Origin of the sequence: Jeotgalibaca caeni (genome assembly GCF_028863945.1) — a bacterium.
In the GTDB taxonomy this organism is placed as follows: domain Bacteria; phylum Bacillota; class Bacilli; order Lactobacillales; family Aerococcaceae; genus Jeotgalibaca; species Jeotgalibaca caeni.
On sequence record NZ_JARBEA010000014.1, the window covers coordinates 35,905 to 50,024 of the forward strand.

Below are 14,120 nucleotides of genomic sequence, written 5' to 3' on the forward strand. Positions count from 1 at the left end.
CCAGCTCTTTTTTGTTACAGTTTTCCAGTTCGGACAAGTGAGAAGTGAAAAAGGTATCTACTTAGCCGAACTTAGTCTAGTTCGGACAAGTGAGAAGTGAAAAAGGTACCTACTTAGCCGAACTTAGTCCAGTTCGGACAAGTGAGCGGTAAAAAAGATACCTACTTAGCCGAACTTAGTCTAGTTCGGACAAGTGAGCGGTTTGCTTTACTGAGCGGCTGTTCTGTATTAACTGGTGGCATAAATATTGTTCAGTTGATACATAAAACACTTTTATGTATCAAGTAAGAGACCAATCAGACGAAAGGAAGTCATCAGATCGATAAAATGAGTGTAATTTTTTTATATTTAATAGAGATATGCTATAGTATATGTGAACTAAATAACAAACTGAAAGGATGATTCAAATGGTAAAGTACATTTTTCAATCTCCCAGAAGGTATGTCCAAGGAAATGGTGTTATTGCTGATTTAGGTGAGGAAATCAAGTCGATTGGAGCCAAACCGTTGTTATTGTCAGATGCAAGTGTATGGGAAATCGTCCAGGAGCCAGTTGAAAAAAGTTTAGCAGAAGAGTTCGAGTATCATTACGAGGAATTTAGTGGAGAATCGTCCAATCAAGAGATTGAACGATTAGCTGAGGTAGGGAAAGAGAAGAAGAGTGATCTGGTCATTGGTTTAGGTGGTGGGAAGACGCTGGATACTGCAAAAGCGGTAGCGGATCTTTTAGGAGTGCCTATTGTAATTGTACCAACTGCTGCCTCTACTGATGCGCCAACAAGTGCACTCTCTGTTATCTACTCGGATGAGGGAGTATTTGAAGGATATAAATTCTATGATAAAAATCCTGACTTGGTGTTGATGGATACAGGAATTGTCGTCCATGCTCCAGCCAGCATGTTTGCAGCGGGAATGGCAGATGCGATGGCCACCTTAGTTGAAGTAAAGGCGGCGATGAAAACAAATGCCGACACGATGCTAGGCGGGAAGACCACGCTAGCCGGCAGAGCAATTGCTGAAGCAGCAGAGAAAACGTTGTTCGAACATGGAATTGCCGCTTACAAGGCTGTGCAAAAGCAATTGGTGACTCCTCAAGTGGAACGTGTAGTGGAAGCAAATACTCTTTTATCCGGGTTGGGCTTTGAGAATGGTGGGTTGGCTGCTGCCCATGCCATCCATAATGGCTTCACTGCACTGAGTGGAGACATTCACCACCTATCCCACGGTGAAAAAGTAGCGTATGGTATTTTAGTACAACTTGTGTTGGAAGGATACGGTGGAGAGTATATTCAAAAGTATATAACCTTCTTCAAGGAAATTGGAATGCCTGTAACATTAGCAGAGTTGCATCTAGAAGAAGCGACTTTTGAAGATTTGCTAGAAGTTGGTAAATTAGCCACATCTAAAGGAGAAACGTTGCGCAATATGAATCCAGAAACAACACCAGAAGAAGTCGCAAATGCGATATTGGCGGTGGATCAACTTAGTAAATAGTAAAAGACTGCCCTTCAAATTGAAAATTTGAAGAGCAGTTTTTTATATTTTCGATAAGAAAAATGCAAATAGACAAAAAGAGATTCTAGTCTCCTCTGTTCATTATTTCCCCAATTCTCTATAATAAGGAAGAGGGGTGAAGAGGATGCAAAGTTATACAGTAGCGATTTGTGAAAATGAAACCGTACAGGCACTTCTCCTGAAAAAGGTGCTGGAGGAATATGGAGCCGAACAGGACATCCATTTTCGTATGTCTATTTTTGAGAGCGCAGAGGCTTTTCTTTTTCAATATGAGGAAGAGAAGAACGTCGACCTCATCTTGCTGGATATTCAAATGAATGAGATGGATGGGCTGACGATGGCTGAGAAGTTGCGTGCAGTCCATGATCAGGTGAAAATCATTTTCATTACCGGGATGACCGAGCACATTGGGGCAGGATACCGGTTAGAAGCAAGCGATTATTTAATTAAACCAATAAAAAAAGAGCAATTATTTGCGGTGTTAAAAAGGATTCTGGCAGTATTCCCCCAAGAGGAGCGTTATCTCATTCTCTCTACCGAGGAAGGGCAAGTGAAGGTTGCTGTTGATTCCATTATCTGTGCAGAAGTTTTAGGACGTGAACTTACCCTTACGACGACGACAGGGACGCACCAATTACGCTGGACCATGCAAGAATTAAAAAACCAGTTGCAAGATGAAGCGTTCATTGTACCAGATCGAAGCTGGCTGGTGCATTGTGGGCACATGGAGCGAGTGGGGAAGAATGACATTTTAATGGATAACGGAATCTCGGTGCCTGTTTCACGGCGCAATGCCAAGGCCGTGACCCAAGCATTCATTGAGTATTATCGGAGGTAAAGATGGAAACAGCACTGATTGTGGGACTTATTCTTTTAGCGGCGCTCGTTATCTACTTTCAGCAGCGTCGTTTTCAAAAAAATCTGATTCAAACCCAGGCAGATTTGTTAAAAGAGCATGCAGAAGAAGTAGAAAATATTTACCGTCAAATGCGTGGTTGGCGGCATGACTATAAAAATCATATCCAATCCATGAAGGCTTATCTCGAGTTGAATCAATTAGACCTGCTGAAAAATTATCTAGCAGAATTAGATGAAGATCTAGTCGAAGTGGATATCAGTATTCGTACCGGCAATATTATGGCTGACGCGATCCTGAACAGTAAGCTCTCGATCGCAGAATCAAGGGGCATCACCTTGCATGTGAAAGCTGCCATTCCGGCTGACTTGCATATTCAAAATGTCGACTTAGGAATCATAATTGGGAATCTCATCAGCAATGCCATCGAAGGGTGCATGACGGTAGAGAACCCCGATGAAAGGTTCATCCGAGTCTATATTGCGGAAATGAAGCAGCAACTCTATATCGCAATTACCAACAGTATGAATCAGCCCATCCGTAAAGCCTTTTCCGGATATCAGACAACAAAATCTGGAAAAGAACACGGTTTTGGCTTAAAACGAATTGACCAAACGGTGCAGAAGTATGACGGGTATATCAACCGTCAACATGAAGAAGGCGTCTTTGCGACCGAAATTTTATTGCCGCTGTGACCGTTTATGCCAGAAAAATGACCACTCGTGGTCATTTTTTAATAGGCGCAAAAATACTTGGTAAACTAATGGCGAGGTGAAAGAGATGAAAACCATACAAAAGAAAAAATATCGGCTCACAGATCACTTTCAGTATTTAATCCGAGATATGTGGCAAACGGACCGCAACTATCTCTTCAGTGTTGTGATTCAAGCATTGGCGGACATGGTGCTCCCGCTCCTGTCTGCAGCGACGGTGGCAGTATTGGTATCGATTGTCAGCCAAGAGAATGGTTGGGAACAGTTTCAAGTACAGTTTATGACATTGGTTGGATTAACCCTTATTTGTACTTGCTTCTCCCAAGTGTTGCAAGGGTATGCCCAACAAGCAGGTAATTCTTACCGAATCGACAAAATGATGCGAGTGTTATTCAAATTCATCCATATGCCGTTTTATCAAGTGGAGAAAAAGCACACCATGGATTTATTTGACCGCACCAAACAGATTACCGCTAACCCGAATCGCCTTTTTGACCAAAGCTTCACGGTTTTCTATAGCTTTTTACGGAATATGTCGGGTCTGCTTCTTTACAGCTATTTAATCGGAAATGTGCATCCCATCCTCCTTGCTATGATTATTGTGTTCTCGCTGCTTCAATATGGCTACAGCCTAGGAACCAATAGGATTGAAAAAGAAAGCCGCGACAAGCAGGCACCGTTGGAGAAGAAAACAGAATATCTGACCGAGTACACAGGTGATTTCAAATCTGCAAAAGACATGCGCTTATTCCATATGGAGCCGTGGTTCAAAACGGAGTTCGATGATATGTACGCAACCCGTTTTCAATTGATGGAAAAAGTGTTCCGCCGCAAGTTTAATGGGACGCTCTTATCCAGTACCTTCAACTTGTTGCGAGATGGACTGGCGTACACGATCCTCATCAATCAAGTAATAAACGGATCCTTATCTGCCGCTGATTTCACTTTTTACTTCGGGATCATTGCCAGCATTTCACAGTGGACATCCGGTTTAATGGGAGATATCGTTGGATTCCGCTATATGGCAAGTGAATTGGACGACTACCGGGAATATCAAGAGATTGGCGAGCAGGAGAAAGAATCGTATCGCTCGATTGACGAGCTACAATTTCCGCTAGAGATTGAATTCCAAAACGTTAGCTACCGGTATGACGGCGCTGCTAGAGACACCATCCACAACTTGAACTGGCATATCCAGTCAAAGGAAAAGGTGGGGATGATCGGGATCAATGGTGCCGGGAAGTCCACCATTATCAAAATGCTCTGTGGCCTTTACAAGCCAACTTCTGGGGTGATTTTAATCAATGGCATCCCGCAAGAGGAATTTCATCCCGAAGAATATTTTGAGTTATTTGCACCGGTATTCCAAGATTATTTTGAACTACCGATTACCTTGGAAGAGACCGTCAAGCAAGGAACCAACAAGCACATGATGGATTACCAAACCGCCCTTGAACGAAGTGGAATGTTGGAAGAATTGCAAAAATTCCCAGCAAAAGACCAAACAAAACTAGTAAAACGAGTGAATCCAGAAGCGGTTGACTTGTCTGGCGGGCAAAAACAAAAATTGCAGCTTGCGAGAGCCATCTATAAGAATGCACCGATTCTCATATTGGATGAGCCGACTGCTGCGCTCGATCCGATTGCAGAGAGCCAAGTTTATCAAAGGTATAATCAGATTGCCGAAGACAAGACAGCGATTTTTATCTCGCACCGACTCTCTTCCACGAAATTTTGTGACCGCTTGGTTTATTTGGAAAACGGCACGATTGTAGAAGCCGGTACGCACGAAGAGTTAATGGCATTAAAAGGAAAGTATGCCAAAATGTATGAAGTTCAAAGTCAATACTATCAAGAAGAATGGGAGGGGAATCTGGATGAAGCGTATGTATGAGATTATTTCATTGAACCGAAAAGGCTTTGCCTTGATGCACCAGCTGGAACCGAAACTATTTTGGGCGAATATTGTTCAAGGTATTTTTGAAGCGGTATATCCGTTTATTCCATTCTTTTTCACCAGTCGAATTTTGTCGCTTTTGTTAAACGGGACGATTAATGAACAACTGCGAAATTGGATTATTGGAGCGCTGGTTAGTTCATTCGTATCGACGGTTATCGCGAATGGCTTGTCGCACTTTCGTTCACCTTTGTATTGGCGGGCGAGCAGCAAAAAGGAAATGCTCTTAAATAAAAAAGTGATTGAGATGGACTATGAATTTGTCGAAGACACCACCGTTCATGAGAAACTCAGCAGCATTCGGATGAATGAAATGACGGGCGGTATGGGTATGCACCGATTGTTCGATTCTAGTAAACACTTGGTGAAGCACACTACGAGTATTGTCGTTTCCATTCTATTCTTGTGGTCGCTCTTCACATCGGAGTCTACACGGCAAACGGTCGCCCTGAATGTTGATTCAGGTTGGATTAGTCTAAGCTTTGTTGGAATCATGGCTGCCTATATCGCATCCATTATTTTAATCAACCAAAAAGTTGCTAAAATAGTATCCTCTTTTCTACAAAAAGGAGCAACGTTGAACAATGCTGGTGGGTTCTTCTTTCAATTGATGCATAACTACAATTCTGGGAAAGAAATCCGGTTGTACAACCAGTATCCTTACTTGCATCGTTTACTGACGCACTTTAATGACTTTACCAAGGAAACGCTGATGGGGATCCATAAATCAACAAGCAGAACGACCATCCTGTCTAATACGCTGTCCTATGGGATTTTAACACTGGGGTATCTATGGGTGCTGGGGAAGGCATTTAATGGAGCAATCCCAGCCGGAACGGTCATTCAGTACGGCGGTGCGCTTAGTCTCTTCATCATGGAGTTTCCTCAACTGTTGGAACAAGTAACAGACTTCATCAACAATTCAGAAGCATTGAAGAATCTCTTCGAATTCTTGGAGATGAAAGGCAACCGCCACGAAGGGACCTTGCCGGTCGAAAAGCGTCTGGACCGCGAATACACCTTAGAAGCACGCAATGTTTCGTTTGCCTATCCGGGTAGCGATGAATACGTGTTGAAGAATGTGAACCTCAAGCTCGATATCGGCGAGAAGCTGGCCATCGTTGGCATGAATGGTTCAGGGAAAACAACCTTCATTAAGTTGCTGTGCCGGTTATACGACCCGACTGAAGGACAGATTTTACTAAACGGAATTGATATCAGGAAATATGATTACCAAGAATATCTGCGTTTGCTTTCGGTTGTCTTCCAAGACTTCCAGCTCTACTCCTTCCAGCTGGGCGAAAATGTCGCTGCCAGCAAGGAAGTACAAGAAGGGGAAGCGATGGATGCATTAAAAAAAGCAGGCTTCAGCGAACGTTACCATACCTTAAAAGAAGGGCTGGACACCTACCTCTATAAAAACTACGATGAATCGGGTATTGAAATATCAGGTGGGGAAGCGCAAAAGGTTGCGATGGCACGTGCCATCTATAAGCAAGCTCCAATTGTCATTCTGGATGAGCCGACTGCGGCTCTTGATCCCTTATCGGAGTATGAAATGTATACCAGCTTTGCGGAAGTGGTTGGCAACCGAACGGCTATTTACATCTCGCACCGCCTGTCCAGTTGCCGCTTCTGTGACACGATTGCCGTTTTCGATAAAGGAGAAATTATCCAAAAAGGCTCCCATCAAGAGTTGGTTCAAGAGAAAGATGGCAAGTACTACGAACTTTGGAACGCTCAAGCGCAGTACTATACCAAAGATGAAGCGGGTGAAGTGAAGGAAGTAGCACTGGCCTAGTCGATAAGTCAGAATAAGCTAATCTTAAAACCAGTTATCTAAAAAGATAACTGGTTTTTGACTGTTAATATTATGCTATTGCCAAAAGGGTTTTAGTGTGCAAAAATACGCTGGTTGTACCATAATTATAGTAATTCGATAGGAAAGGACGTTTGACATGAAAATTATCATTGCGGGCGGCGGCAAGGTTGGTTCGGTCCTCTGTGCAGAGTTGTCTACAGAGGAAAATGATATCATTTTAGTGGAGAAGAATGAGACTCGTTTGGAGAGTTTAATCAATATGAATGATATCTCTGGAATTGTCGGTAATGGCGCCAGCTACGATATCCAACAAGAGGCCGGTGTGAGCAATTGTGATATTTTTATTGCCGTAACACCCGAAGATGAAGTGAATATTATGGCTTGTATTTTAGCGAAGAACCTAGGTGCAAGTTACACGATTGCCCGTGTACGAAATCCAGAGTACTCCAATCACTTCCACTATGTACGGGAGAGCTTAGGAGTTAACTTAATGATTAACCCAGAACTAGAATCCGCACGAAGCATTGCACGGCTTATTAAATATCCGACTGTCCTAGGTATTCAGTCTTTTGTGGACGATAAAGTCGAGCTGATTGAAATAGAAGTTGGTGAGCAAAGTCCGTTGGCGAATCTTCCTTTAAATGATTTCCGTCCAAAATATGGTGATATCTTAGTTGGAGCTATCCGTCGTAAAGAAGAAACGATTATTCCTTCTGGACAGGACCGGTTACAAGTTGGAGACCATGTTTACTTAATGGGTGAATCATCTATATTACGGAAGTTCTACCGGAAAGTACGCTCTCAAAAGAATCAAATTCAATCTGTTCTCATCATCGGTGGAGGTCGATTGACCTATTACTTGTTGGAACTCTTGGAAGAATCGCGGATGGATATTAAAGTCATTGAAAGAAACCGGGAAATCGCGGAAGAATTAAGTGCAGAGTTCCCAAATATGGAAGTCATTCTAGGAGACGGAACGGATCAAGAAGTTCTCCAGCAAGAAGGAATTGAAAATTATGATGCATTCATCTCCTTGACAGGTGTGGATGAAGAGAACATTATTGCTTCCTTATACGCTGCTCAACAAAAAGTAGGCAAAGTGATTACCAAAGTAAACCGCGAACTGTTGCTGAAAATTTTTGATTCAATTGGTATGGAGAGTATCATTACACCAAAACGAGTCATTGCCAATACCATTCTTCAATTTGTTCGTAGTTTAGGTAATACGTCTGTTTCGAATGTAGAGGCATTGTATCGTTTAGCAGATAATCAAGCAGAAGCCATTCAGTTTAAGGTAAAGGCAACAAGTCGTGCTACAAACATTCAACTTGAAAAACTGAAAACAAGAGAAAATTTGTTGATTGCCTATATTATTCGCGATAAGAAACTAATTATTCCTTCTGGTCAGGACGTTATTAAACCAAATGATCGTGTCATTATTATCACTAAAGAGAAGTACTTTGATGATATTGATGACATCTTGAAATAGGGGGGATTAGATGAATATTGGAATGGTCCGATATGTTACTGCTCGGCTATTGCAAATTGAGGCCTTGCTCTTATTGTTTCCATTAATAGTCAGCTTTATTTATCAAGAAACACTACGGCACAAAATGAGCTTTATTATTGTCATTATCATCTTAGTTCTACTTGGACAATTATTTAGCTGGAAGAAGCCAAAAAATAAACGGCTCACTCCAAGAGAAGGATTTGTGATTGTAGCCCTTTCGTGGGTGTTGTTCTCTTTCTTTGGTGGCTTGCCGTTTGTGTTCAATGGCGATATTCCTTCTCTGGTAGATGCTTTTTTTGAAACGAGTAGCGGGTTCACGACAACGGGGTCGAGTATTTTAGTGGACGTAGAGGCTTTGGCTCACTCCAGCCTTTTCTGGCGGAGTTTTACCCACTTAACTGGTGGAATGGGGATACTAGCTTTTGCCTTAGCGGTCTTACCGCAGATGGATTCTCAGTCAGTTAACATTATGAAGGCGGAGACGCCTGGTCCTACTTTTGGAAAGTTGGTTTCCAAGCTATCTTCATCAGCGCGGATTTTATATATCATTTATTTAGCAATGACAGCTACCGTAGTTATTTTATTACTCCTTGGAGGAATGGAATTATTCGATGCCTTGCTGCATGCTTTCGCAACAGCGGGTACTGGAGGGTTCGGAGTTCGAAATGGCAGTATTGCCCCTTACCAAAATCCGTACATCGAATGGGTCATAAGCTTCGGTATGTTGGCCTTCGGAGTGAATTTTAATTTATATTATTTAATTTTAATCGGTCAAGCAAAACAGATTTTCAAGAGCGAAGAGTTGAAGTGGTATTTGCTGATTGTAATTGGAGCAGTAGGATTAATCAGCTTGAACATAGGAGGAACCTATACATCAATTTCAAAACTAATACGAGATGTATTTTTCTCCGTCTCTTCTGTTATCACGACAACAGGATTTTCCACAGCTGACTTTGGAACTTGGCCGCTGTTTTCCCAGATGGTTCTGCTCTTGTTAATGTTTATTGGAGGAAGTGCAGGGTCTACAGCAGGTGGTTTGAAAATTTCCCGAATCGTAATCTATGGGAAAATCTTTATAGCTGAAATTAAACGGGTTGCTCAACCAAATCGAATTGTGACCATTCAATATGACCGCAAACCATTAAGTAAAGTTGTGAAACATGCTGTATCAAATTACTTTGTCATTTATATGGTGTTGTTTACTATTTTAGTTATGCTCATCAGTCTGGATGCACCCGACTTCTTGACCGCATTCAGTGCTGTAGCCGCAACATTTAATAATATTGGACCGGGTATAGGAGCGGTAGGACCGGCATTTAGCTTTGTCGAATTAAGTGATTTTTCTAAAGTACTCTTATCCTTTGGTATGCTAGCAGGGCGTTTAGAAATTTTTCCAATCTTGATTTTATTTGCGCCACGCACATGGAAAAGATAAATGAAAGCAGCTTTTTCTCTTTTAACGAGAAGGGCTGTTTTTTTTATGTGGATAAGAAATGGGGAAAAAGAAAAAGGGGTGTCGATAACTCCTCAAAATGCTGGTTTAACAGAAGAAATGACCTTGTTAGTTATCCACAGTTATGCACAGGTCATGTGCGCAACTTTTTCTATTTTGTGAAAAAACATAAAATAACTTATGTTTGAATGGTTTTCTATTGTGAAAATAGGGTGTGCGTAACTTTGGATATCCTCTGGATGTCAATTTTTATATAAAAACTACATTTAGTGGATAAATGAAAGAGACATCTAAATGTGGGTGCGAACGTGTGTACATGTGGATAACTTTTGGGGATAACCTGTGTCTTTTAACTGAAAAGTGGGCATAACTATATTTTATAGCACAAAGCGTGCAAGTGATCGCTAAAAAAGCTGTCACTTGCACGCTTCTGTTTTCAATCATAAGGCTGTTGGAAATAATCTTGCTTCTCAAACAGTGTTGATTCTGTAACGCCAAAGAAGAGGACACCTTCTCGGACAATGGTCTCAGCGGAAATGGCAACAGAGAAGGGGGCATCTTTGTGTTCGCGCATGCCAATAATGTTCAGCTCGTAGCGATTGCGCAAATCAAGATCTCGCAAAGGCTTGCCAACCCAATTTTCTGGCGCATAGAATTCAACGATGGAAGTTCGCTCGTCTAGCATCACAATATCTTCAATCCGATTCCGCATGATATTTTTAGCTACTCGAATTCCGGTCTCGTGTTCCGGAAGAATTACGGTGTGAGCGCCAATTTCTTGTAACACATCACGGTAAATCTGACTCTTGGCTTTGGCAATGATATGGGGGATGCCCAAATTCTTGCAATGCATCACAGCTAAAACACTTGCCTCCAAAACGGTGCCTGTGGAAATCACAACCATATCACAATCACCAATTCCAATAGTTTTCAAGAATTCAAAGTCCGTAATATCGCCAACGACTCCTTTTGCGATATAAGGGTCTAGCTGATTGACCAATGCGATATTTTTATCTACCGCAATCACTTCATGCTCATGTTCCGCTAAGGTTTGTGCAATGGCGGAACCAAAAATTCCTAAACCTAATACTCCAACAATTTTTTTCATGTGGTCCTCCTCGCTAACCGATGATAATTTTTCCAGCTTTGTAAGTAAGGTTGGTTGTTTCCCGGTCTTTACGTGCCAAGCTTTCTGCTAGGGTAATCGGACCGATTCTACCAACAAACATGAGAATCATCAACGCAATGTGACTTGTCATTTCAAGTGACGAAGTCAAATTGGCGCTCATCCCAACCGTTGTGATTGCGGATATAACCTCAAACATCAAAACAATAAAATCAACTTCTGGATTCAAAATAGATAAAATTCCCGTTCCCCCTAGAAACGTAGCTAGGAAAATAATAAAGATAACCAATGCACTCCGAACGAGTTGGTCTGGAATCGTATGGTTCCATATATGAACATTCTTTTGCCCACGGAGCTCGTTATAAATCAATAATACCACCATCGCAAACGTCGTCGTTTTCAAACCTCCCGCCGTACTCCCAGGCGAACCGCCGATAAACATCGAGAGGATAAAGGAAAATACTGTAAACGGATAAACTTCCGTGAAACGAATCGTTGTCAGCCCAGCTGTACGCATCGTTACCGTCTGGAAGAAACTCGCCAACAACTTTTGACCGAATGAGAACGGCCCAATGGTGTCGGGGTTGTTGTACTCTACCAGAAGGAAGAGAAGCGTGCCAGAGACAATCAGGAGAAGACTCACAATAATGGCTAGCCGACTGTGGAGGGATAAGTTGCGGAAGAAGTAGCGGAATGTTTTCTTCCCAGAATGCTTATGCCACTTACGACTAATGGATGCAACGTCAAACCATACATGAAACCCAATCCCACCTAGAATGATAAGGGCAGAGAGCACCATATTCACCAAAGGGTCATGCACATAAGCTGTGAGTGAGTTGGTTCCTAGATTGTCAAACCCACCATTGGTAAAACCTGAAACAGATAAATAAAGAGCCGTAAACAACCCTTTCCCCCAGCCGTAATCAGGCACGAAACGGAAGGAGAGAAGAAAGAATCCAACCCCCTCGATCACTACCACATAGCGGATAATATTCTTAAGAAAGGTACGAAAATCTGTCGAATCATCTCGATTGATTCCCTCTAACACCGCCAACCGATTCCGCAGCGCCATCTTGCGCCCAAACGCAGTCACGATACTTGCAACCAACGTCATCAAGCCTAACCCACCCACTTGCATAAGGAATAAGGTAACGACCTGTCCGAAAGTGGAATAGGTCGTACTTACTGGATGAATCACTAACCCTGTCACACTCACCAAAGAAACCGAGTGAAAGAAATGATCGAAGTACGTTGCTTCCGAACCAGGCGCCTGACTAATCGGCAAGGAGAGGAAGACGAACCCAATCACGATCACCACCGCAAAACTCGCCACAATTTTTTGCGAAGGATTCCACTTATTAAACCATTTCCACACAGAATCACTTCTTTCTATTATAATAAAAGAAAAACAAGGAGCACGTTCATGAATATAAAAATTATTACAGTAGGTAAACTAAAGGAGAAATACCTCAAGCAAGGCATTGCCGAATACACTAAGCGCCTTGGCAGTTACTGCAAACTCGAAATCATTGAAGTAGCCGACGAAAAAGCCCCCGAAAACCTAAGCGATAAGGAAATGGAGATGGTCAAAGACAAAGAAGGAGAACGCATCTTAGCCAAAGTCAGCGATCAAAGTTACGTGTTCGCCCTAGCCATTAACGGCAAGCAGTACGATTCCGTCGAATTTGCCAACAAGATCGAACGCCTCGGCATCACTGGTAAAAGTAACCTTACCTTTATTATCGGTGGTTCCCTAGGATTAAGCAAGAATGTACTCAAACGTGCCAATGAAGAGATATCGTTTGGGAAGCTGACCTTCCCACATCAGTTGATGCGGTTGGTGTTGGTGGAGCAGATTTATCAAGCAGTGAGGGTGAATAAAGGAGAAGTGTGAGATGACTGTGTACGACTTTCAAATCAGACCGATTCGAGAAAACGACTTTCCATATGTTCTCGCTTGGAGTCAGGATGAAGCATTTTGCCTGGCTAATGGTTGGGAAGTCAACCGCAATGAGCAAGAACTATATAACTGGTGGTTGCACTGCGTCAATCACCAGTCGGAAAAACTTCTGCGTGAAGGGGTCGAATTTGAAGGCCGCTTAATCGGCTACGTGGATGTAGCTGATTGTACCGATATGGCTGAAGTAGGAATTGCTATCGGTGACCGGACCTTGTGGGGGCAGGGTATGGGAACGCATATCCTCCAACGTCAAATGAACCACACCGCAAAAGTTTTTGGTATTACTGTGTTCTACGCAGAAACCCATGAAACGAATATACGATCAAGACGGATGCTTGAAAAAGTGGGCTTCGAAGAAGTGAGCAGGGTCGGAATGGAAGCATACCTTGGAACTGAAGTCCCACTCATCCAATACCGATTCAATAAGGAAGTGACAAAGTGAAAATCTCAATTATCGCCCCAGAAAAAATCCAAACCAAATACAGCAAAGACGCCATCAAAGAATACAACAAACGCCTGGGCGCCTTTACCAAAGTGGATTATAAAGTAACCAAAGACGTTCCCAAAAACGCCTATGTCATTCAGATCGACCCAACAGGAGAGAACATCTCCTCCGAAGAACTCGCACAAAAGATTGACCATTTGACGATTCATGGCAACAGCCATATTGCTTTTATCTTGGATGCGGAGTCTGAGTATCCGGCTGATTGTACCTTGTCGTTGACGATGATGGACTTGGATGCGGACCTTCTGACGGTGATTTTGTTTGAGCAGGTTTATCGGGCTTTTACTATTATTCATAATCGGACGTATCATAAGTAAATAAAGTTTTCATCAAAACTTTACAAGACTGTATAATTTTAGTCTATGCATAGTGTATGAGAATTTGAAATGAAATTTTTCATATGTTTTGAGGAAACAGTCACTACTTTAAAGAGAAAACTGATTAATAGAAAGGAAGAATAAATATTAATAAAGTGGGAAGAAATGATAGATGTCCTTGTGGAAGCGGTAAAAAGTACAAAAATTGTTGTATTGATAAGGGAGTAAAAGAAAAAAGTAAATTCAAACTAACTAAAAAAATCTATGAGAGAGATTTTTTACCAGTTTATGGTGTTGAAAAAGGATTTGTTGTTTGTGGCAAGATAAACGTACATACAATTGCAGCGCAAAAGTACATAGCTCCGCAAGCAGCTTAGGGTAAAATAA

Annotated in this window: 13 protein-coding genes and 1 pseudogene; 12 read left to right on the forward strand and 2 right to left on the reverse strand. The window is 42.1% G+C overall.

Annotated elements, in window-relative coordinates; translation table 11 throughout:
• Positions 1-407: 407 nt before the first annotated feature.
• From PVE40_RS04620 to PVE40_RS04655, 8 genes are all read left to right on the forward strand, one after another.
• The gene (locus PVE40_RS04620; protein ID WP_274730720.1) at positions 408-1,493 is read left to right on the forward strand and encodes a glycerol dehydrogenase; all 1,086 of its coding nucleotides are present in this window, start codon (positions 408-410) and stop codon (positions 1,491-1,493) included.
• A gap of 145 nt (positions 1,494-1,638) precedes the next feature.
• Positions 1,639-2,352 (forward strand): LytR/AlgR family response regulator transcription factor, encoded by a 714-nt coding sequence (locus PVE40_RS04625; protein WP_274730721.1) that lies wholly within the window; start codon positions 1,639-1,641, stop codon positions 2,350-2,352.
• A 2-nt stretch (positions 2,353-2,354) separates the two neighbouring features.
• A complete protein-coding gene (locus PVE40_RS04630) occupies positions 2,355-3,065 on the forward strand; it encodes a sensor histidine kinase (protein ID WP_274730722.1) in 711 nt (236 codons plus the stop codon).
• Positions 3,066-3,150: 85 nt separating this feature from the next.
• On the forward strand, positions 3,151-4,977 hold the full coding sequence (locus PVE40_RS04635; protein ID WP_274730723.1) for an ABC transporter ATP-binding protein: 1,827 nt from the start codon (positions 3,151-3,153) through the stop codon (positions 4,975-4,977).
• Positions 4,961-6,841, forward strand: coding sequence for an ABC transporter ATP-binding protein (locus PVE40_RS04640; protein ID WP_274730724.1), 1,881 nt, complete (start codon positions 4,961-4,963; stop codon positions 6,839-6,841). Before PVE40_RS04635 ends, PVE40_RS04640 begins: the two co-directional genes overlap by 17 nt.
• Before the next feature lie 157 nt (positions 6,842-6,998).
• Positions 6,999-8,351 (forward strand): Trk system potassium transporter TrkA, encoded by a 1,353-nt coding sequence (gene trkA, locus PVE40_RS04645; RefSeq protein ID WP_274730725.1) that lies wholly within the window; start codon positions 6,999-7,001, stop codon positions 8,349-8,351.
• Between the two features lie 10 nt (positions 8,352-8,361).
• Positions 8,362-9,807 (forward strand): TrkH family potassium uptake protein, encoded by a 1,446-nt coding sequence (locus PVE40_RS04650; protein ID WP_274730726.1) that lies wholly within the window; start codon positions 8,362-8,364, stop codon positions 9,805-9,807.
• Positions 9,808-9,987 carry a hypothetical protein gene (locus PVE40_RS04655; RefSeq protein ID WP_274730727.1) on the forward strand — a complete coding sequence of 60 codons (180 nt, stop codon included), beginning with the start codon at positions 9,808-9,810 and terminating at the stop codon, positions 9,985-9,987.
• Positions 9,988-10,261: 274 nt separating this feature from the next.
• Here PVE40_RS04655 and PVE40_RS04660 read toward each other — a convergent pair whose 3' ends face one another.
• Positions 10,262-10,933, reverse strand: coding sequence for a potassium channel family protein (locus tag PVE40_RS04660; RefSeq protein WP_274730728.1), 672 nt, complete (start codon positions 10,931-10,933; stop codon positions 10,262-10,264).
• Positions 10,934-10,946: 13 nt separating this feature from the next.
• Entirely contained in the window at positions 10,947-12,326 is a 1,380-nt protein-coding gene (locus PVE40_RS04665; protein ID WP_274730729.1) for a TrkH family potassium uptake protein, read from the reverse strand.
• Positions 12,327-12,374: 48 nt separating this feature from the next.
• On the opposite strand from PVE40_RS04665, the gene rlmH reads away from it, so the two are divergent.
• The 4 genes and pseudogenes from rlmH to PVE40_RS12965 form a co-directional block, all read left to right on the forward strand.
• Entirely contained in the window at positions 12,375-12,845 is a 471-nt protein-coding gene (rlmH, locus tag PVE40_RS04670) for a 23S rRNA (pseudouridine(1915)-N(3))-methyltransferase RlmH (protein WP_274730730.1), read from the forward strand.
• A 1-nt stretch (position 12,846) separates the two neighbouring features.
• On the forward strand, positions 12,847-13,353 hold the full coding sequence (locus tag PVE40_RS04675; protein WP_274730731.1) for a GNAT family N-acetyltransferase: 507 nt from the start codon (positions 12,847-12,849) through the stop codon (positions 13,351-13,353).
• Complete coding sequence (locus tag PVE40_RS04680; RefSeq protein ID WP_274730732.1) at positions 13,350-13,733, forward strand: 23S rRNA (pseudouridine(1915)-N(3))-methyltransferase RlmH; 384 nt, start codon at positions 13,350-13,352, stop codon at positions 13,731-13,733. Before PVE40_RS04675 ends, PVE40_RS04680 begins: the two co-directional genes overlap by 4 nt.
• Positions 13,734-13,864: 131 nt before the next feature.
• A pseudogene (locus PVE40_RS12965) lies at positions 13,865-13,954 on the forward strand (SEC-C metal-binding domain-containing protein); the annotation flags it as partial.
• Positions 13,955-14,120 lie beyond the last annotated feature (166 nt).